At 66.4% G+C, this 18,641-nt stretch carries 15 protein-coding genes; 7 read left to right on the top strand and 8 right to left on the bottom strand.

Annotated elements, in window-relative coordinates:
* The 5 genes from ABZW16_RS37730 to ABZW16_RS37710 all read right to left on the bottom strand — a co-directional run.
* On the bottom strand, nt 1-887 hold an 887-nt coding region (locus ABZW16_RS37730; protein WP_354960930.1), incomplete at its 3' end, for an aldo/keto reductase.
* Between the two features lie 2 nt (nt 888-889).
* The gene (locus ABZW16_RS37725; protein WP_354960929.1) at nt 890-1,915 is read right to left on the bottom strand and encodes an ABC transporter permease; all 1,026 of its coding nucleotides are present in this window, start codon (nt 1,913-1,915) and stop codon (nt 890-892) included.
* Entirely contained in the window at nt 1,912-3,444 is a 1,533-nt protein-coding gene (locus ABZW16_RS37720; RefSeq protein WP_354960928.1) for a sugar ABC transporter ATP-binding protein, read from the bottom strand. The genes ABZW16_RS37725 and ABZW16_RS37720 overlap by 4 nt, the downstream gene beginning before the upstream one ends.
* Before the next feature lie 19 nt (nt 3,445-3,463).
* Nucleotides 3,464-4,546 (bottom strand): sugar ABC transporter substrate-binding protein, encoded by a 1,083-nt coding sequence (locus ABZW16_RS37715; protein ID WP_354960927.1) that lies wholly within the window; start codon nt 4,544-4,546, stop codon nt 3,464-3,466.
* Entirely contained in the window at nt 4,543-5,895 is a 1,353-nt protein-coding gene (locus tag ABZW16_RS37710; protein WP_354960926.1) for an enolase C-terminal domain-like protein, read from the bottom strand. Before ABZW16_RS37710 ends, ABZW16_RS37715 begins: the two co-directional genes overlap by 4 nt.
* Nucleotides 5,896-6,074: 179 nt before the next feature.
* Between ABZW16_RS37710 and ABZW16_RS37705 the strand changes: the two genes are divergently transcribed.
* Complete coding sequence (locus ABZW16_RS37705) at nt 6,075-6,878, top strand: SDR family oxidoreductase (RefSeq protein ID WP_354960925.1); 804 nt, start codon at nt 6,075-6,077, stop codon at nt 6,876-6,878.
* On the top strand, nt 6,875-8,101 hold the full coding sequence (locus ABZW16_RS37700) for an alpha-hydroxy acid oxidase (protein ID WP_354960924.1): 1,227 nt from the start codon (nt 6,875-6,877) through the stop codon (nt 8,099-8,101). Before ABZW16_RS37705 ends, ABZW16_RS37700 begins: the two co-directional genes overlap by 4 nt.
* Before the next feature lie 177 nt (nt 8,102-8,278).
* Here ABZW16_RS37700 and ABZW16_RS37695 read toward each other — a convergent pair whose 3' ends face one another.
* Together ABZW16_RS37695 and ABZW16_RS37690 are read right to left on the bottom strand one after the other, a co-directional pair.
* Nucleotides 8,279-8,914, bottom strand: a complete 636-nt coding sequence (locus ABZW16_RS37695) for a helix-turn-helix transcriptional regulator (protein WP_354960923.1) — start codon at nt 8,912-8,914, stop codon at nt 8,279-8,281.
* Nucleotides 8,890-9,318: an amidohydrolase family protein gene (locus tag ABZW16_RS37690; RefSeq protein ID WP_354960922.1), complete on the bottom strand. Its 429-nt coding sequence runs from the start codon at nt 9,316-9,318 to the stop codon at nt 8,890-8,892. The genes ABZW16_RS37695 and ABZW16_RS37690 overlap by 25 nt, the downstream gene beginning before the upstream one ends.
* A 56-nt stretch (nt 9,319-9,374) precedes the next feature.
* Here ABZW16_RS37690 and ABZW16_RS37685 point away from each other — a divergent pair, with 56 nt between their 5' ends.
* On the top strand, nt 9,375-9,977 hold the full coding sequence (locus ABZW16_RS37685; RefSeq protein ID WP_354960921.1) for an RICIN domain-containing protein: 603 nt from the start codon (nt 9,375-9,377) through the stop codon (nt 9,975-9,977).
* A gap of 448 nt (nt 9,978-10,425) precedes the next feature.
* Here ABZW16_RS37685 and ABZW16_RS37680 read toward each other — a convergent pair whose 3' ends face one another.
* Nucleotides 10,426-11,679, bottom strand: coding sequence for a helix-turn-helix domain-containing protein (locus ABZW16_RS37680; protein ID WP_354960920.1), 1,254 nt, complete (start codon nt 11,677-11,679; stop codon nt 10,426-10,428).
* A gap of 142 nt (nt 11,680-11,821) precedes the next feature.
* Here ABZW16_RS37680 and ABZW16_RS37675 point away from each other — a divergent pair, with 142 nt between their 5' ends.
* The 4 genes from ABZW16_RS37675 (at nt 11,822) to ABZW16_RS37660 (ending at nt 18,277) form a co-directional block, all read left to right on the top strand.
* Complete coding sequence (locus ABZW16_RS37675) at nt 11,822-13,624, top strand: AMP-dependent synthetase/ligase (RefSeq protein ID WP_354960919.1); 1,803 nt, start codon at nt 11,822-11,824, stop codon at nt 13,622-13,624.
* A gap of 79 nt (nt 13,625-13,703) precedes the next feature.
* Nucleotides 13,704-14,924 (top strand): acetyl-CoA C-acetyltransferase, encoded by a 1,221-nt coding sequence (locus ABZW16_RS37670; RefSeq protein ID WP_354960918.1) that lies wholly within the window; start codon nt 13,704-13,706, stop codon nt 14,922-14,924.
* A gap of 30 nt (nt 14,925-14,954) precedes the next feature.
* Complete coding sequence (locus ABZW16_RS37665) at nt 14,955-17,105, top strand: 3-hydroxyacyl-CoA dehydrogenase NAD-binding domain-containing protein (RefSeq protein WP_354960917.1); 2,151 nt, start codon at nt 14,955-14,957, stop codon at nt 17,103-17,105.
* Nucleotides 17,106-17,137: 32 nt separating this feature from the next.
* On the top strand, nt 17,138-18,277 hold the full coding sequence (locus tag ABZW16_RS37660) for an acyl-CoA dehydrogenase family protein (protein ID WP_354960916.1): 1,140 nt from the start codon (nt 17,138-17,140) through the stop codon (nt 18,275-18,277).
* Nucleotides 18,278-18,641 lie beyond the last annotated feature (364 nt).

Raw genomic sequence — 18,641 nt, 5'->3', positions numbered from 1 at the left:
GCCGGGCGGTACTCATTGCTGGACCGCCCGGCAATCATGACGGTGTCGATGGCCGACTCCCGCACGAACCGCAATGCGGTCTCGACGTGGTTGACGCCGATACCGATTCCAGCGGTCAGCCCTTCGGCCCGCATCCGTTCCAGCTCCGGCAGTGCCTCGCCCAGGGCTTGGTCCATATGTGCCTCGGGGTCGTGTACGAGTATCCGATCCACCCGATCCAGCCCGAGCCGAATCAGCGATTGCTCCAGCGACAGCCGTACGCCTTTCGCCGAATAGTCCAGCCGCCGTGACCGTTTGGGCGCGCCGTAGAACTCATCGGCCCCGTCGGGCGCGTCCGGGTCGTCGTACAGCAACCGCCCCACCTTGGTGGAAACCGTGAACTCCGAACGGTTTCGCTCACGCAGGAACCGGCCGAGGCGCTCCTCGCCGAGCCCGCCGCCGTAGTGCGGTGCCGTATCGAAACTCCGAATCCCGGCCGCCCACGCCGCTTCCAGCGCCTGCTGCGCCGCGTCCTCGTCGACCGAACGGTACAGCCCGGCATACCCCGCACCACCGAGCACCACCTCGGCACGCGGTCGCGGGTTCAGCTCCCAGATCACCGGCAAACCGGCCTCCGGCGCCGAATAGTCGTGGGGGACATCGGTGAACCCGCTCATGCGAGCCTGCCAGGCGATATTCACCGGCAAACCAGCCAGTTCGGCCAGTAGCTCGTCATAGCTGTCGCAGTCGATGACATGGAACAGATCCAACCCGCTGCGCCAGATGGTCCAGTCGGTCGCACCGGCGGCGCGAATGGCCGCGACGAGGTCGGCCGGTACCGTGCGATGGGCGGCCTCGTACTCGGCCTCCGCACCCGGTTTCAGCCTGGTGTGCAAGGCGATTCGCATGCTCACTCCTGCCGCCGTCCGCTGGCGATGCGAGTGATGACCAGGGCGACGAGGATGAGCGCCCCATTGATGAACTTCAGCGAATCCGCGCTCACCCCGCCATAGGACAGCAGCTTCTGGATCAGCGTGAGAATCAGGATTCCGAAGAACGCGCCCACCACCGACCCGCGCCCGCCATTGAGTGACACGCCGCCGATAACGCAGGCGGCGAACACATTGAAGATCATCCCGTCGCCCTGGCTGACCTGGACGCTGGCGAACTGCCCGGAGTAGATGAGCCCGCCGATCGCGGCCAGCACCCCGGCGATCACCAGCACGGCGATGACCACCCGATCGGTGCGAATACCGGCGGCTCGCGCGGCAGCCTCATTGCCGCCGACCGCGTACACCGCCCGCCCGGCCGTGGTGTAGTTCAGCACCAGATATCCGATCACGAACAATGCCAGGGCGATGATCACATTTGCCGGCAGGCCCAGAACTCGTGCATTGCCGAGCCATTCGACCGAGTCCGGAATCTTGGTCAGGGTGAACCCGGACGTGAGGAAGGTCAGCAGCCCGCGCAGGGCGATGAGCATCGCCAGCGTCACGATGAACCCGTTGAGGCCGAAGCGCACGATCAGCAGGCCGTTGACCACACCGACCGCCGCGCCCACCAGTAGCGCGATCGGAATGGTCATCCACGGCGACGCCCAGGTGAAGGCGCCGACCTCGGTGGTGCCCATGGTCACCCAGATCGCCACCCCCGGCGCGAGGCCGAAGGTGGATTCCAGCGAGAGGTCCATCCGGCCGACCACCAGCACCAGCACCTCGGCCAGCACCAGCAGCGAAATACCGCTCATGGTGCTCAGCACATTGGTGAGATTGGCTGTCGAGACGAAGTTGGTATTGATGAAGTATCCGACCACCAGTGCCAGCAGGATCGGCGGCACCAGTAGCAGATCGCGGAATGTGCTCCAGCGCACGTCGATTCGCGCCCGGTGCGGCGGAGCCGCGGTGGGCGCACCGGTTTCGGTCGCGGTCCGGGTCATAGCAGTCCTTCCATGGCGGTGACGAGCTCGCGGTCGTTCCAGCCCTTGTCGAAGCGGGCGGTGAGCCGTCCCTGCACCAGGACCAGCACTCGGTCGGCGTCGCGCAGATCGTCGAGTTCGTCGGAGACGACGAGGACGGCGGTGCCGCGATCGGCGGCGGCGCGCACCACCGCGCGCAGAGTTTCCTTGGAGCGCACGTCGACTCCTGCGGTGGGGGTGATCAGCACCAGCACTCGCGGTTCGGTGGCCAGGGCACGGGCGAACACCACCTTCTGCTGGTTGCCGCCGGATAGTTCGGCGACGCTCTGCTGCGGGCTATCGGTCTTGATATCGAGTTCCGCGATGGCGGTGCCCGCCAACACATCTCGGCTGCGCCGCGACAGCAGGCCGAACGGGCCGAGCTTGTGCGGCACGGTGAGGGTGGCATTGTCGGCCACGCTCATGGACAGGATCAGCCCTTCCTCGTGACGATCGCGCGGCACGAATCCGATCCCGGCGTCGCGCGCCGCCCGCACCCCGCCGCCGCGCAGCGGCCTGCCCGCCACCAGTACCGATCCGCCTGCCGCCCTGCGCAATCCGACAATGGTCTCGGCCACCTCGATGCGCCCGCTGCTGCCGCCGCCGGCCAGTCCGACGATCTCACCTGGGCGCACGTCGATGTCGATCTCGTCGAATTCGCCGACGCGCGTGAGCTTCTCCACCTTCAATGCCGGTGCGCGGACGGCGTCGGGGGCCTGTCGTGGCACCGCGGTTTCCAAGTCCGTCGAATCGCCGGTCATGGCGGCGATGAGCGCAGGCTTGGCCAGTTCGGCGACCGGAGCCGTGACGATATGCCGGGCATCTCGGAAAACCGTTACGTCGGAACAGATTTCGTAGGTCTCATCGAGATGGTGGGAGATGAACAGAAAGGTTACGCCCTGTTCCTGGAGGTCCCGGATCCTGGCGAACAGGCGCTTGATGGCGGGACCGTCCAGCTGTGCGGTCGGCTCGTCGAGAATGATGAACCGCGCGCCGTGCGAGAGCGAGCGCGCGATTTCCACTAGTTGCCGATGCTCCACCGACAGCTCGCGGGCGAGCGTATCGACCGAAACCGGCACCGACCAGGTATCCAGCAGCTCCCGCGCCCGCGTCCGCAGCGTGCGCCAATTGACCAGGCGCCCACCGAAACCCTGCCGATTGACGAACAGATTCTCCGCCACCGACAGGTCGGGAATGATCGTGGAGTGCTGGTAGACGCACGCCACGCGGGACCGCCAGGCATCCCGATCGGCGGGGGCCGGAGCCGGGTGCCCCTGGAAGCGCACCTCCCCCTCATCGGGAGCTGCGAGTCCGGTCAGAATTGACACCAGGGTCGACTTCCCGGCGCCGTTTCGCCCCACCAGCGCATGCGTGCGGCCGGCGGTGACGCGTAATCCGACGCGATCGAGCGCGATATTGCGGCCGAACCGCTTGGTCACCCCGATCGCCTCGGCCACCGGTGGACCATCCGGTTGTTGCTGTGAAACTGTCTCGGGCACTGCGGTTTCCATCGCTAGAGTGTCGATCCGTTCAGTGCCCGCGACCCCACAGCGCGGGATCGGTGCTCGCCACGGTGTCCATATCGCCGACCTTGCCGCCGGTGCGGGTCACGACCGGCGCCGGGAGCTGATCCTCGAGCTGGCCGCCGCCAGTGTCGACAATGGTTGAGCCGTGATCGGTCGGACCGGGAGTGAACTTTTTGCCGTCCACGGCCGCTTTCGCGTACATCGCGGCGTACTGCGCGTACAGATCGGCGGGTTGCGAGACGGTGGCGTCGATATCGCCCGCGTCGATGGCGTCGAGCTCGGCCTTGATGCCATCATTGGACACGATCGAAATATGACCCGGCTGACCGGCTTTCACTAGTTTGCCGCTACGCTTGAGCAATGCCAGTGTCGACTGCAGGAATGCGCCGCCGGCCTGCATGTAGATGCCGTTGATATCCGGATCGGTGAGCAGCTTGTCCTGCAGGCCCGAGGTGGCCTTGTCGGCCTTCCACTCGGTGGGGATTTCGATCACCTTGATATTCGGGTATTTCGTCCGCATGCAGTCGGCGAACGCCTGGGAGCGGTCGCGGCCGTTGATCGAGGCCAGATCACCCTGGAATTCCACGACTTTCCCGGTGCCGTGGAGCGTTTCGCCGAGGTAGGTGCAGGCGTTCGCACCGTAGGCCCGGTTGTCGGCCCGCACCACCATGTAGGCGCCGCCGCTGTCGGGGCGAGTGTCGACGCTGATCACCGGCACGTTCCTATTGGCGGCGGCGGTGAGCGCCGGTTTCGCGGCGGCGGTGTCCTGCGGCGCCATGATGATCGCCTTGACGTCCTTCGAAAGCAGCGTGTCCACATTGGATTTCAACCGGTTGGAGTCATTGTCGGAGGAGGTGTTCTCCAGCTTCACCCCGGCCGCGGCGGCCTTCGGGCCGAGATACCCGGCGTAGGCGCTCCAGAAGTCGGTGTCCGAGCGCGGCTGGTCCGCGCCGACCAGTACACCGTTGTCGGCGCCCTTCCCGACAGCCACGGCGGGACCGCCGCCGGAAGTCTGTTCGCGGGAACAGGCCGCCACCGCGACGACCAGTACGGCGGCTACTGCCGCGCCGATGATCCTGGTGTTCATGAGAGTTCGTGCTCCTTCGCCGAAACCTGGTGTACTGCTGAGAAAGTGGTCGGCTGCAGCCATGCCGCGCCGGTGGGAAAGGTGTAGTCGCGGAGCGAGTCCGGGAGCATCTCGGCGCTGAAACCTGGTGCGCGCGGGGTGAGATAGCGTCCGCCGGCCACCCGGACCGGATCGCGGAAATGCTCGTGCAAATGGTCGACGTATTCGATGGCGCGGCCCTGCATGGTGCCGGAGATGGCGATGTAGTCGATCATCGCCAGGTGCTGCACCAGCTCGCACAGCCCGACCCCGCCGGCGTGCGGGATGACCGGAACCCCGAACTTGGCCGCCAGCAACAGGATTGCGATGTTCTCGTTGACACCGGCGACACGGGCGGCATCGATTTGCAGGACGTCGACCGCGCCCGCCTGCAGTAGCTGTTTGAACAGGATGCGGTTCTGGCCGTGCTCGCCGGTGGAGATCGGCACCCCCGCGACGCGGCGGCGAATCTCGGCGTGGCCCAGGATGTCATCGGGACTGGTGGGTTCCTCGACCCAAGACAGCCCGGCCGGAGCCAGCCGCGAAATCCATTCTGCCGCTTCATCGACGCCCCAGCGTTGGTTGGCGTCGACGGCCAGGCCGATATCGGGTCCGATGGCGTGCCGCGCGAGCATGACCCGGCGCACGTCCTCGTCCGGATCGCGGCCGACCTTGATCTTGATGGTGCCGAATCCGTCGGCGACCGCTCGCTGGGCCAGGCGGGTCAGCTTGGCATCCGAGTAGCCGAGCCAGCCGGCGGAGGTAGTGTAGGCGGGATATCCGGTGGCCAGCAGGCGTTCGGTGCGTTCGGCCCGGCCCGGTTCGGCCTCGCGCAGGATGGTCAGGGCCTCGTCGGGGGTGAGGGCGTCGGTCAGGTAGCGGAAGTCCACCTGCGCCACCAGGTCTTCCGGACTCATCTCCGACACCAACTGCCACACAGGTTTTCCCGCGCGTTTGGCGGCGAGGTCCCAGGCGGCATTGACGACCGCGCCGATCGCCATGTGCATGACGCCCTTCTCCGGACCCAGCCAGCGCAGCTGCGAATCATCGGTCAGGCTACGCGCGAAACCGCCCAGATCGCCGGTGATCTCGTCGACCGAGCGGCCCACCACCAGATGATCGAGGGCGTGGATAGCGGCCTGCTGCACCTCATTGCCGCGCCCGATGGTGAACGCGAAGCCGTGGCCGTCCGGGACCGCCGCATCGTCGGTGCGCAGGATCACGTAGGCCGCTGAATAGTCGGGGTCGGGGTTCATGGCATCCGAGCCGTCCAGTTGGGTCGACGTCGGGAACCGAATATCCAGCGTGTCCAGCGCCGTAATGAAAGCCATGCGTGATCCTCGTTGCCAGAAGTGATCTGGATCACGACTATACATCCGATGTCTGGGAACGCAAGGGTTGTTGATCCGGGCTGATTCCCGGAAAATAGGCCGAATGCGGGGTTCCGTTCGGCGAGTGGTGTTATCTTCCGAAGCTGTAAACATCGGATCAGTGCACGGATGAGGTCGGTATGACTTACGGGGAGTTGGACGGGCTGACGGCCGTGGTGACGGGCGGCGGATCCGGCATCGGCCGGGCGATCGCGACCGCATTCGGCCTCGCTGGTGCGCGGGTGGCCGTGCTGGATCTGCGGCCGGGCTCACCGGTCGGACGCGATGGCCTGGCGTTGACATGCAATGTGTGCGAGGACGATTCGGTGCGCGCGGCCATCGAGACCGCAGCCGACGCATTCGGCCGCCTGGACATCGTGGTCAACAATGCGGGCATCGGTGCGCAGGGAACCGTCGAGGACAATGCCGACGACGAGTGGCAACGCATCCTGGACGTGAATGTGCTCGGTGCCGTGCGGGTTTCCCGCGCCGCTCTACCTCACCTGCGTCGCTCGCCCGCCGCCGCGATCGTGAACACCTGCTCGATCGCCGCCACCACCGGCCTGCCGAACCGCGCGGCCTACAGTGCCAGCAAGGGCGCGATCCTCGCACTGACGCGCGCCATGGCGGCCGATCACCTCTCCGAAGGAATTCGAGTCAACTGCGTGAATCCGGGCACGGTCGACACCCCCTGGGTGCAACGCCTGCTCGCCGCTGCCCCTGATCCTGCCGCGGAACTCGTGGCGCTCCGAGCGCGTCAGCCGCACGGCAGGCTGGTCAGCCCCGAAGAGGTCGCGGCCGCCGTGTTGTATCTCGCCGGACCACACGCGGCTTCGACCGCCGGCGTCATGCTGGAAGTAGACGGCGGCATGCACTCACTCCGGCTGCGTGCGCCCAATGGCCGCCCGAATATCGCCGCGCAACAGGAGAATCCGATCCGGTGACCGAACGCCGCATCCCGAAATACCGCGACCTCGCGCCGTTGGTGAAGTTCGAGCGCCCTTTCGGCGGCCTCGACCACAAACTCGCTCGCGCCCAAACCATCTGGGACCTGCGCGAGTTGGCTCGCAAACGCACACCCAAGGTCGCCTTCGACTACACGGACGGCGCCGCCGACGCCGAAATCAGCCTCCAGCGGGCCCGACAAGCGTTCCAAGACATCGAATTCCGCCCAGCCATTCTCCGCGACGTCGCCGACATCGACACCAGCACGACCATCCTCGGCAAACCCTCCCAGCTGCCCTTCGGCATCGCCCCCACCGGCTTCACCCGCATGATGCACACCGCAGGCGAAGTCGCCGGCGCCCGAGCCGCCGCTCGAGCCGGAATCCCCTTCACCCTCTCCACCATGGGCACCACAGCCATCGAAGACCTGGCCGCCGCCACCAATCCCCAGGCCCGCAACTGGTTTCAGCTCTACATGTGGAAAGACCGGGACCGCTCCCTGGCCTTGGTCGACCGTGCCGCCACGGCAGGCTTCGACACCCTGGTAGTCACAGTCGACGTCCCAGTAGCCGGCGCTCGCCTCCGCGACGCGCGCAACGGCATGACCGTCCCACCCTCGATAACCCTGACGGGCGCCCTCGACGCGATCCGAAAGCCCCGCTGGTGGTTCGATTTCCTCACCACCGAACCCCTGGCCTTCGCCTCCCTGGACCGTTGGTCCGGCACCGTCGCCGATCTCCTCGACACCATGTTCGACCCCACGGTCGACTTCGACGACCTGACCTGGATCCGCGACCGCTGGACCGGGCGAATCCTCGTCAAGGGCGTCCAAACGGTAGACGATGCCAAACGCCTCGCCACCCTGGGCGTAGACGGCATAATCCTGTCCAACCACGGTGGCCGCCAACTGGATCGAGCCCCGGTCCCCCTACACCTGCTCCCCTCGGTGGTCCACGAGGTAGGCGACGACCTCGAAATCCACCTGGACACAGGCATAATGCACGGCGCCGATATAGTCACCGCGCTAGCCCTGGGCGCCCATTTCACCCTGATCGGCCGCGCCTATCTCTACGGCCTGATGGCCGGGGGCGAATCAGGTGTAGACCGCGCCATCGACATCCTCCGCACTCAGCTCACGCGCACGATGAAACTGCTGGGCGTCGGCTCTATACAAGAACTCGAACCTGCCCACGTCCGCCTGCTTTACCAGCGCCCGATGTAATCGGCACCGCTACTCGTCTATTGACCATCGGCTCGATGTTGAACCGTCCCGAGTTCGATGCCACTGTTGTGCCCTCGGGATTCGGTTGCAGCGATGCAGGTTTTCTTCGCCGCGATCGATGGTGTTCGAATCACCCAGCAGGAGAATCCGTAATCCCACGCAGTGCCGGTGCGGATTTCAGCGCTGCTGCGCCGCCCAGGCGGCGACCTGGGTGCGGTTGGTCAATCCGAGCTCGGTGAGGATGTGCTGGACATGACTTTCGGCTGTGCGCTCAGAAATGTGCATGAGCGCGGCGATCTGTTTGTTGGTAAGCCCCTGCGCGACGTGCGCGGCGACCTCGGCCTCGCGGCGGGTCAAGCCGCTGGGCCGATCGCCGCGGAGAGTGGCTGCGAGCTCGTCGGCACGGCGTCGCAGGGGCACCATGCCCAATTTCCCTGCGGTCGCAGCGATATTCGTGCACAGTGCGCCGGCCTCGTCGAGATCGCCGGGCCTGCGGCGGCGAGCCAGGACCCGGGCCAGCTCGAATCTGGCGAGCGCGGCGTAGGGCGGAGTACCGCCGGCGTCATTGGCGGCGATGCCCTGCCGGAGCTCTCGGACGGCCTCGTCGAGACTCCCCCCGGCCGCCGCCGCGATTCCGAGGTACGTGCGGGCCGAGCCTGCGTTCGCCAGGGTTCCGGCCCCGCCGGTGACGAAAAGGTTTGCGTGCGGGCGCAATTGGGCGGCCACGTGCGTGGCGGCATCGGCATCGCCGAATAGCGCCGCTAGTTCGGCTCTGGTCGCCAGGGCGGTCAGTAGCGCCGGCGGCGGCAGCACCCCGGTGGGCCACTGGCCATGATCTTGATGACGTCCACGCCCCGGTCGACATGTTCACGCACCGCCTTGCGTATCCCGAACTCGGTCGGCTCCGCCACCCCGCCGAGGAAATAACAATGACCGCCCGGACTGGTGATGGGCGGGCCCGCCACCACGATCGTCGGAAGCCCGGCCCGATCCCGCAGCCACAGTGAAAGATAGCCGCGATCGCCCAGATCGCGGACCGTCGTGACCCCCGCCCGCAGTGACGCCCGTCCCGCGTCCATCATGGCCGCGAGCGCCTCCTCGTCCGAGCGGGTCAGCAGCGCGCCCACGGGATCGAACCCGGCGTCGAACGCCAGATGAACGTGCGTGTCGATCAGCCCCGGCAGCAGCGTGACACCGCCGAGGTCGACAACATCCACACCCGGCGGCGGTTGTCCGCCCGCCTCGACCGAGCAAATCCTCGCCCCCGCGCGCCATGGCGAGTGCCTCGGCCGAGATCGAATCGGAGTCGGCGCCGCGGGTGAATCCGGCCTCACCGGCCTGCAGGGCGAGCAGCCGGACCCGCAACGAGCTGTCCTCGGCGGGCAGCCGGGCCAGCGCCTCGCCGGCCAATCGCGCACCGGTGAATGTGCCTCCCCACGGGTCGGACAGTCCTTCGCCCAGCGCATACGGGTCACTCGCCGCACGCGCGACCTCGGACGACCGCGCCAATACCGCTCCCGTGCTTCAAGCCAGGTGCGAGAACGGAAGGAATCAGAACTGGAAGCTGGTGAAGTCGGAGTTCCGCGCAGGGTACTTCATGGTCCAAGTGAAGCATTCCAAGAAATGCCTCGATGTCGTCGACTTCAGGCTGGACCATGGGGCTCCGGTGGTTCAGGCCGACTGCCGGGACACCGACAACCAGCAGTGGAAGTTGGAGCCGGTCGGCAACGACGCCCCGTTGTACTACCACCTGATCAACTACAACAGCGAACAATGCCTGGACGTGCAGGACTCCAGCGTCGCCCATGGCGCGAACGTGATTCAAGGAAATTGCTGGGACGGGTCGAACCAGCGCTGGCAATTCGATAAGAAATAGCGGGCGTAGATCACGACGGTCGGTACATTCTGCTTGGGACAGCGAATGTGAGGCTATGGTGTAGCCGACTGGCTTATACCGGCTATTCGGATAGTCCGATAAACACCAGCAAGCCTTCGACAACCTCGTCCGGCTCGCCTATGCCAACGGCAAGGCCCTGACCCGACCGTACTGAAACTCGACGACGCCATCGACCCGGCAGACATCCGCCATTGGATCCGTATCCTGCGCTGAACGCCCGGCCAGGGCCAGTGCGCGGTAGGCACCGTCACCCCGCGGGCTTTCGCCGAACACATGGGGAGATACGCCTCAGTGGCAGAACTCTCGACAAACTCTTGATCACATATGGCAGTACCGACGTGGTCCCGCCGCACCGATTGGGCAGCACTCACCGCCTGACCGAAAATAGATCGGCCGCCGCACATTTCGCGCGGCGGCCGTTCGGCGGTCACTCCGGAAGCACCCGTTCACCGAGCGCGGCCACGACCCGGAGAGCAACCTCCAAGGCCATCTTGTGTTCGTCGAGCGGCTGCGGCAGCAACTGTTCGACCTGCTGTATCCGGTAGAGCACCGTGTTCTTGTGCACGCCGAGCGACTCGGCGGCCCGGGCCATACTGCCCTGCTCGAGGTACACCAGTGCGGTGTTGCGCAGCCGCGCGGCCGCCGCGCCCCGCTCCGCGAGACCGCCCAATTCGCGCCGCACCAGCCGGGACAGCGCGGCGATATCGGCGGCCAGACAGCTGATGAGTTCGACATCGCGGTACAGGGTGACCGGCGCGGGGGCGGTCTCGGCGGCGATCCGATAGGCCCGCAGTGCCTCCTGATGGCTGACACGGAATCCTTCCACGCCGGTGGCGGGCACCCCGGCGGCCAGCTGCACGACCGGTTCCCGGTGCTGGAATACCTTAAGGCGAGCGATCTCCCGGAGGTCGGGCACCTCCGGCGTGGCCAGCCAGACCCAGAGCATCCGACCGCCGGCGGGCAGCGTCAGGGGACGTGGAGCGCCGAGCGCGGTCGCGATTTCGATTGCCAGCCTCTCGAGCCCTGCGGCGGCATCGTCCTCGGTGGGGTCGAGAGTCCAAATGATCAGGCCGGTCTGCTGGACGTAGAGGTTGTGCCCGAGTTGCCGTGTGCTGCGCTCGATATCGACTGCCTCCTCGCGCAATATCGCCTCGACGAGCTCGCGCCTGCGGGTCAGCACGCTGCTCGCTTGCCGCCGCGTCTCGTCGAGGAAGGCCATCTCGGCCCGTTCGGTTGCCCGGGATATGGTGCGGCTCAAGTGATCCCACTGCAGATCCAGCACCACCGGCAGCAACTCCGGATCGGTGATCTCGCGGCAGGCCGAGGTCATGATCTCGGCCCAGCCAATGCGCTGCAGACTCCGGTAGCAGCGCTGCAGGAGGGCAATGTCGTAGCCACGCCGGGCCAGTGCGCGCCCGAGGGCTTTGGCGGTGTTGGGCAGATCGATATCGCCTGGGCGTTCATGCGGGCCCTGACTGAAATACGCGCCGACACCGTCGTGCACCGCGACCCGAAGCGCCGGCCGAAGTGCGGCGTCGGATCCGATCTCCGGCGCGTCGGCGGCAATGGCGTCGATCATTCGCCCGGACAGGGTGGTCAACTCCGGCTCGGCCACCTCACGGTAGGCGAACGATTCGAACCAGTCTCTGGCCTCCGCGACCAGGTCACGGGGTTGACGCATATCGATTTCTCCCGGGCGTACGTCGATGTACAGGTGGCGTCGGTGGCACATTGCAGACCGTGGCGTCGGCACAACCGCGACCGGCGGCTTTGTGACTCACGGTACAAGCGTCCCGTTCTCGTGTCACAGCACACTGACCGCCATGAGCACTTCGAACACCCTGTCGCGGCTGTCACGGGCAGCTTCGCTGTGCGAGCTGTTCCAGCACACCTGCGCGACTCGCGCCGGAGATATCGCGCTGCGCACGCTCGACGGCGGGACCGCATTGACCTGGGGTGAATACGGTGCTCGAGTGCGCCGACTCGCCGCGGGGCTGGCGGCACTCGGCGTTCAGCACGGCGACACGGTCGCGATCATGCTGACCAACCGGCCGGAGTTCAATCTGATCGATGCGGCCGCGTACCACCTGGGCGCGATCCCCTTCTCGGTCTACAACACCAATGCCCTGGCGCAAATCGCCTACCTGTTCAGCAATGCGGCGAACCGCGTCGTCGTGTGCGAGGAGCAATTCCTGGAGCGGGTGCTCGAAGCCAAGGTGGACAGCCGCGTCGAGCACGTCATCTGCCTCGGCAACGCCCCGGCGGGCACGATGACGCTGGCGGAGCTCGAAGCCCTCGGCGACGCCGAGTTCGACTTCGAATCCCGTTGGCGTGCAGTCCGAGCGGACGACACGATCACCATCATCTACACCTCCGGCACCACCGGCGACCCGAAGGGCGTCGAGATGTCACATCGCAACGCCATATTCGGCACCGAAGCGATGCTCGGGATTCCGGAGTTCGCGTCGGGATGCAGCGGACGGGTGGCGTCCTACCTTCCCGACGCACACGCCATCAACCGCTGGCTTGCCCACTACATGCCCGCCATCACCGGTGCGGCGGTATATACGGTGCCCGACAGCAAGGACCTCGCGGCGGCTCTGCCGGTGGTGCGTCCGACGGTGTTCGTCACCGTACCGATGCTCTGGTACAAGGTCGAGGCGGCCGTGCGCGCCGCTCTGGCCAAGGAGGCGGGACTGCGCGGCAAGGTGGCGGCGTGGGCGCTGGAGGTCAGCCATCGCAAGGTTGCCGCGGATCTCGCGCGCCGACCCGTCCCGCTACTGCTGCGGGGACAACATCTGCTCGCCAAGCGTCTGGTCCTGGCACGCCTGCTGGAACAAATCGGCTTGGACCAGACCACCATCGCCTACACCGGTGCCGCGCCGATCACTCCGGAGACTGTGGAATTCCTACTGGCGCTCGGGATTCCGGTGGCCGAGGCCTGGGGCATGTCCGAGATCGGCTTGGCGACTTCCAACCGCCCGGGTGAGCAGCGGGTGGGCACCGTCGGCACGGCGCTGAGCCGGGTTGAAATGCGCTGCCTCGATGACGGTGAACTGCTGGTCCGCACACCCGGATTGATGAAGGGTTATCGAAACGACCCGGTCCGCACTGCTGAGACCGTCGCCGCCGACGGTTGGGTGCACACCGGTGATGTCGGGGTCATCGACACCGACGGATACGTCACGATCATCGATCGCAAGAAGGAACTGATCATCAATTCCGCGGGCAAGAACATGTCTCCTGCCAATATCGAAAGCGCGATCCGGGCGGCGAGCCCGCTGGTCGGGTCCGTGGTGGCTATCGGTGATCGGCGCAAGTACGTGACCGCGCTGATCACCCTCGAACCCGAGGCGGCGGCCGCATTCGGCGCCGAGCACGGTATCGATCTTTCCCCGCGCGCGCTGGCAGCTGATCCAGCCGTCCGCCTGCAACTCGACGAGGCCGTCGCCACCGCCAACGCGCGACTGTCACGAGTCGAGCAGGTGAAGGCGTACACCGTGCTGCCGGTGTTCTGGGAACCCGGGAGCGACGAGATCACTCCCACGATGAAGCTGCGCCGCAACGTCATCGCCGAGAAATTCGCAGGCGAAATCGACGCCCTCTACGAGCGTGGTCAGGCCTGAACACGCTGCCGCTCAGCCATTTCCATTCGGAGGAACCGTCGCGTCGAATCCGAAGCGACAGAACGGAAAACAGAAAGCAATGACGACAGAAGCATTGGTATACGACGCAATTCGCACTCCAAGGGGTCTGGGCAAGCCCACCGGCGCGCTGTACACGATTGCGCCGGTCGAGCTCGCCACTGGGCTGATCCGGGAGCTGTTGCGACGCAATGAGGGCATCGACGCCAAGCGCATCGACGACGTGATCCTGGGTTGTGTCAGCGCAGTCGGTGAGCAGGGCTTCGGCATCGCCGAAATGGCAGTGCTGCGTGCGGGATTGAGCGAGACCGCAGTGGGCGTGCAGCTCAACCGGTACTGCGCTTCCGGACTCGAAGCGGTGAACACCGCCGCCCAGAAGATCGCTTCGGGCTGGGAGGACCTCATCTTCGCCGGTGGCGTCGAATCCATGTCTCGGGTTCCGATGGGCTCCGACGGCGGCATGGTTGTCGCCTCGGATCCCAATGCCTACCAGCGCACTCCGATCATTCCACAGGGACCGGCCTCCGATCTGCTGGCCGCCGAGTACGGCTTCAGCCGCACCGATCTCGACGGGTTCGCGGCGCGCTCACACCAGAACGCGGCCCGAGCATGGGCGGAAGGCCGGTTCAAGGATTCCGTCATACCGGTCGCGGACCTCAACGGTGTCGTCGTGCTCGAGCACGACGAACTGATTCGTCCGGACGCCACCGTGAAGTCTCTGGGCAAGCTGAAGCCGGCATTCGCGGCGATCGGTGAGCACGGCGGCTTCGACGCTGTTGCGCTGCAGCGCTATCACGAACTCGAGCGCATCGAGCACGTGCACACCGCGGGTAATTCCTCGGGCATCGTGGATGGCGCGTCGCTGCTCGCCATCGGAAACGCCCGCATCGGCGAGGAATTCGGGCTCACCCCGCGCGCTCGGATCGTGGCCACCGCGGTCACCGGATCCGACACAACGATCGGATTCACCGGCCCATACCCGGCTTGCCGCAAGGCGCTGGACAAAGCCGGACTGAGCATCGACGACATCGACCTGATCGAGGTAAACGAGGCGTTCGCGGCCGTGGTGCTGACCTTCGCCCAGCAGTTCGACATCGACGTGGACAAGATCAACATCAATGGTGGTGCCATCGCCATGGGGCACCCGCTGGGCGCGACCGGCGGCATGCTGCTCGGCACCGTCATCGACGAACTGGACCGCACCGGCAAGCGCTACGGCATGGTCACGCTCTGTGCGGTCGGCGGCGTCGGCATCGCCACCATCGTCGAGCGCGTGAGCTGATCCGCCGCACCAGAGAGGACTTGAAAGACTATGAGCGAGAACATCATCGACTGGCAGCTGGGCGCGGACGGTATCGTGGTGTTGACCATCGACGACCCCTCCCAGGCCATCAACACCTGGAACGCCGCCTTCCGGCAGTCGCTGGCCGACACCCTGGATCGGCTGGAGACCGAACAAGCGAGCTATGCCGGTGTCATCATCACCTCCGGTAAGGAAATCTTCAGCGCCGGTGCGGATCTGAAGGAGCTCGGGCCGCTGCTCCAGAGCGCGGACGCGGCGCGGATCGCCGACTTGTTCGACGGAGCCAAGGCGCTGCTGCGGCGGCTGGAGACCCTGGGTAAGCCGGTGGTGGCCGCGATCAACGGCACCGCCCTCGGTGGTGGTCTCGAACTGGCACTGGCCACCCACCATCGAGTGACCGTGGATCGGCCCGGAATTCAGATCGGCCTGCCCGAGGTGACCCTCGGCGTGATTCCCGGCGCGGGCGGCGTGGTGCGGACCGTGCGCATGCTCGGCCTGGCAGGCGCGCTGATGAACGTGCTGTTGAAGGGCACCAAGTTCAGCCCGCGCAAGGCGCTCGCGGCCGGACTGGTCGACGCCGTCGTCGGCACCGATACCGAACTGCTGCCCGCCGCGCGGGCGTGGATCGCCGCCAACCCGGCTCCCGTGCAGCCATGGGACCGGAAGGGATACACCCTGCCGGGCGGACGCGCCACCGAGACCGAACTGTCGCAGCAGGTGCTGGCGCTGACGGCCACCGTCCGCAAGCAGCTCAAGGGTGCCGATCTGCCGGCCCCGCGCAATCTGATCGCCGCCGCGGTCGAGGGCAGCCTCGTCGACTTCGCCGCGGCGTCGACAATCGAAACCGGGTACCTCGTGAACCTGGCGCTGAATCCGCTGACCGCCAATGGGATTCAGGCATTCTTCGATCTGCAAGAGGCGAATCGGAACACCGAACGCCCCGCAGGGGTGGCACCTTTCCGTCCAGTCAAGGTGGCGGTGCTCGGCGCGGGCATGATGGGCGCGGGCATCGCCTACGAATACGCCAAAGCCGGTGTGGCCGTGGCACTGAAGGACATTTCGCTGGAGGCCGCCGAACGGGGCAAGGCATACTCGCGCACACTGGTCGAGGCCGCGGTCGCCAAGGGCCGATGGACCCAGCAGCGAGCCGATGAGCTGCTCGCCCGCATCACCCCGACCGCCGACGACGCCGACCTGGCCGGCGCGGATCTGATGATCGAGGCCGTGTTCGAAGATCCCGAGCTGAAGAAGAAGACCTACAGGCAGGTCGAGCCGGTGCTGGACGGCGGGGCGCTGCTGGCGTCGAACACCTCGCAGATTCCGATCTCCGGACTTGCCGAGGGAGTCACCCGGCCGGAGGCATTCATCGGCATGCACTTCTCCTCGCCGGTGGACAAGATGCCGATGGTCGAGGTGGTCAAGGGCAAGCTGACCAGCCGGGAAACGGTGTCGCGCGCGGTGGACGCGGTCCGCCTGATCAACAAGACGCCGATCGTGGTCAACGACGGCCGCGGCTTCTATCTGACGCGCCTGTTCATGGCGGCAACGTTCGAGGCATGCGAAATGGTCGCCGACGGCGTGCCCGCTACCTCGATCGAACAAGCCGCCATGCAGAACGGCATGGTGACCCAGCCGCTGCTGGTGCTGGACCAGGTGAGCCTGTCGCTGTCGCGGCAGATCATCGCCGACCAGGAGGCCGCGGCGGGCGGAGCGGACAACCGCACTGCGGGCGAGGGTGTCGTGATCCGCATGGTCGATGAGTTCGAGCGCCTGGGCCGCGCCGCCGGAGCGGGCTTCTACGACTACACCGACGGCAAGCGCCTCGGGCTGTGGCCGGGTCTGCGCGAGGCGTTCGGACCCGCCCGAGACATCCCGTTCCAAGATCTGCGCGACCGGTACCTGTTCCGGGTGGCGCTGGAGGTGGCCGCCTGCCTCGAGGAGGGCGTCGTCGAATCCGCCGGCACGGCCAATATCGGTTCCGTCATGGGTGGATTCCCGGCCGGAACGGGCGGTGCGCTGTCGTTCATCAACACCTACAACGGTGGCCCTGCCGGATTCGTCGCCCGCGCCCGGGAACTCGCCTCGGCGTTCGGTGACCGGTTTCTACCGCCTGCCGGTGTGGTCGCCGCCGCCGAAAACGGCACACTCATCGGCCGCTGAATCCCCTAGCCCCGCAACCTGATCGGACCATCATGAACACATTCATCCTCGACGAGGATCACCTCGTCTTCCGCGACAACATCCGCAAATTCGCCCGCGAGAAGTTCACTCCTGGCCAGCTGGGACGGGCCGCGAGCACGGAATACCCGCGCGCGGAACTGCGTGAGCTGGCCGCCGCGGGCCTCACCGCACTGGCCGTGTCGGAGGAACACGGCGGCCAGGGCGCGGACCTGCTCGTCCTCGGACTGGCCGCCGAAGAGATCGCCTACGCCTGCTCGACAATGGCGGTGGCGTACTTCTTCGTCAATGTACAGACGAGCTTCTTCGCCGCCCACGCGCCCGCGGCGGTGCGCGAAGACTGGCTGCCCAAACTCATCTCCGGCGAAGCCATCGGCTGCACCGCACTGACCGAACCCGCCACCGGCTCCGACGCCTCGGCGTTGACCTGCCGCGCCGAGCGGGTCGAGGGCGGCTGGAAACTGTATGGAGAGAAGTCCTCCATCACTCAGGCCCCGCACGCCGATGTCGCCGTCGTCCTCGCGCAGACCGATCCGGGCAAACGCGCCAGAGGAATCGGTGGCTTCGTCGTGCCGCTGGACGATCCGACCATCTCGCGGCAGGCGTTCGAGGACCCGGGCTGCAAGCCGATCGGCCGCGGAGCGCTCACCTTCGATGGCACCTACGTGCCCGACTCCTACGTGATGCTCGAACCAGGCTCCGGCTTCCACGGGATCATGAGAGAATTCGACCTCACCAGGACCCTGATCGGGCTCATGGTGATCGGCACCGCCCAGCGCGCCATCGACATGACGGTGGAATACACCAAGCAGCGCACCACCTTCGGGCAGCCGCTGGCGATGAACCAGGGCGTGCAGTTCCCGCTGGCCGAGCACAGCACCTATATCTCCGCGGTACGGGCGCTGGCCTACCAGGCCCTCGGCCTGCGCATGGCCGGCCAGCCGCACACCACACAGGCGGCCATGCTCAAGTGGTGGGCTCCGCAGGTCGCGTTGGCCGCCGTCAACGACTGCGTGGTACTGCACGGCCACATCGGCTGGTCAGAGGAAATGCCGTTGCAGGCCATGCTGCGCGATGTATCCGGCTATCAGATCGGTGACGGCACGCCGCAAATTCAGAAGATGATCATCGCCCGTGATCTGTACGCCCGGTGACGAACCCGCTGCGTCGTAAGCCAGTAACGAGCTCGTTCCCACCTGTCTTCCGAAGGGCCCCAATGTGACACGATGAGGACGGACACAGCATCGCGACCGCTCGACAGCATCGGCTGCATCGCCGCCATCGGCGACCGCCGCAAGTACATCACCGCCCTGATCACTCTCGACGCCGAGGCCGCAGCGACATTCGCATGCGAGCGCGGCCTCACCCGACAGATCGGCGGCGGCGCTCGCGGGACATCCGGAGGTTCACCGCGTCATCGCCGATGCCATCGCGCACGCGAACGCGAAGCTTTCACGGGTGGAGCAGATCAAGAAGTTCACGATCCTGCCCATGTACTGGGAGCCCGGCGGAGACGAG

The organism is Nocardia sp. NPDC004604 (assembly GCF_040609795.1).
Lineage (GTDB): Bacteria > Actinomycetota > Actinomycetes > Mycobacteriales > Mycobacteriaceae > Nocardia.
The sequence above is the reverse complement of the archived record's forward strand: the minus strand, read 5'-3'. Positions and strand labels throughout refer to the sequence as shown.

Coding starts and splice junctions, on each gene's coding strand:
- ABZW16_RS37725 (WP_354960929.1), bottom strand. CDS start 1,915: ATGACCCGGACCGCGACCGAAACCGGTGCGCCCACCGCGGCTCCGCCG.
- ABZW16_RS37680 (WP_354960920.1), bottom strand. CDS start 11,679: ATGCGTCAACCCCGTGACCTGGTCGCGGAGGCCAGAGACTGGTTCGAA.
- ABZW16_RS37665 (WP_354960917.1), top strand. CDS start 14,955: ATGAGCGAGAACATCATCGACTGGCAGCTGGGCGCGGACGGTATCGTG.
- ABZW16_RS37705 (WP_354960925.1), top strand. CDS start 6,075: ATGACTTACGGGGAGTTGGACGGGCTGACGGCCGTGGTGACGGGCGGC.
- ABZW16_RS37660 (WP_354960916.1), top strand. CDS start 17,138: ATGAACACATTCATCCTCGACGAGGATCACCTCGTCTTCCGCGACAAC.
- ABZW16_RS37685 (WP_354960921.1), top strand. CDS start 9,375: ATGGCGAGTGCCTCGGCCGAGATCGAATCGGAGTCGGCGCCGCGGGTG.
- ABZW16_RS37670 (WP_354960918.1), top strand. CDS start 13,704: ATGACGACAGAAGCATTGGTATACGACGCAATTCGCACTCCAAGGGGT.
- ABZW16_RS37675 (WP_354960919.1), top strand. CDS start 11,822: ATGAGCACTTCGAACACCCTGTCGCGGCTGTCACGGGCAGCTTCGCTG.
- ABZW16_RS37715 (WP_354960927.1), bottom strand. CDS start 4,546: ATGAACACCAGGATCATCGGCGCGGCAGTAGCCGCCGTACTGGTCGTC.
- ABZW16_RS37720 (WP_354960928.1), bottom strand. CDS start 3,444: ATGGAAACCGCAGTGCCCGAGACAGTTTCACAGCAACAACCGGATGGT.
- ABZW16_RS37710 (WP_354960926.1), bottom strand. CDS start 5,895: ATGGCTTTCATTACGGCGCTGGACACGCTGGATATTCGGTTCCCGACG.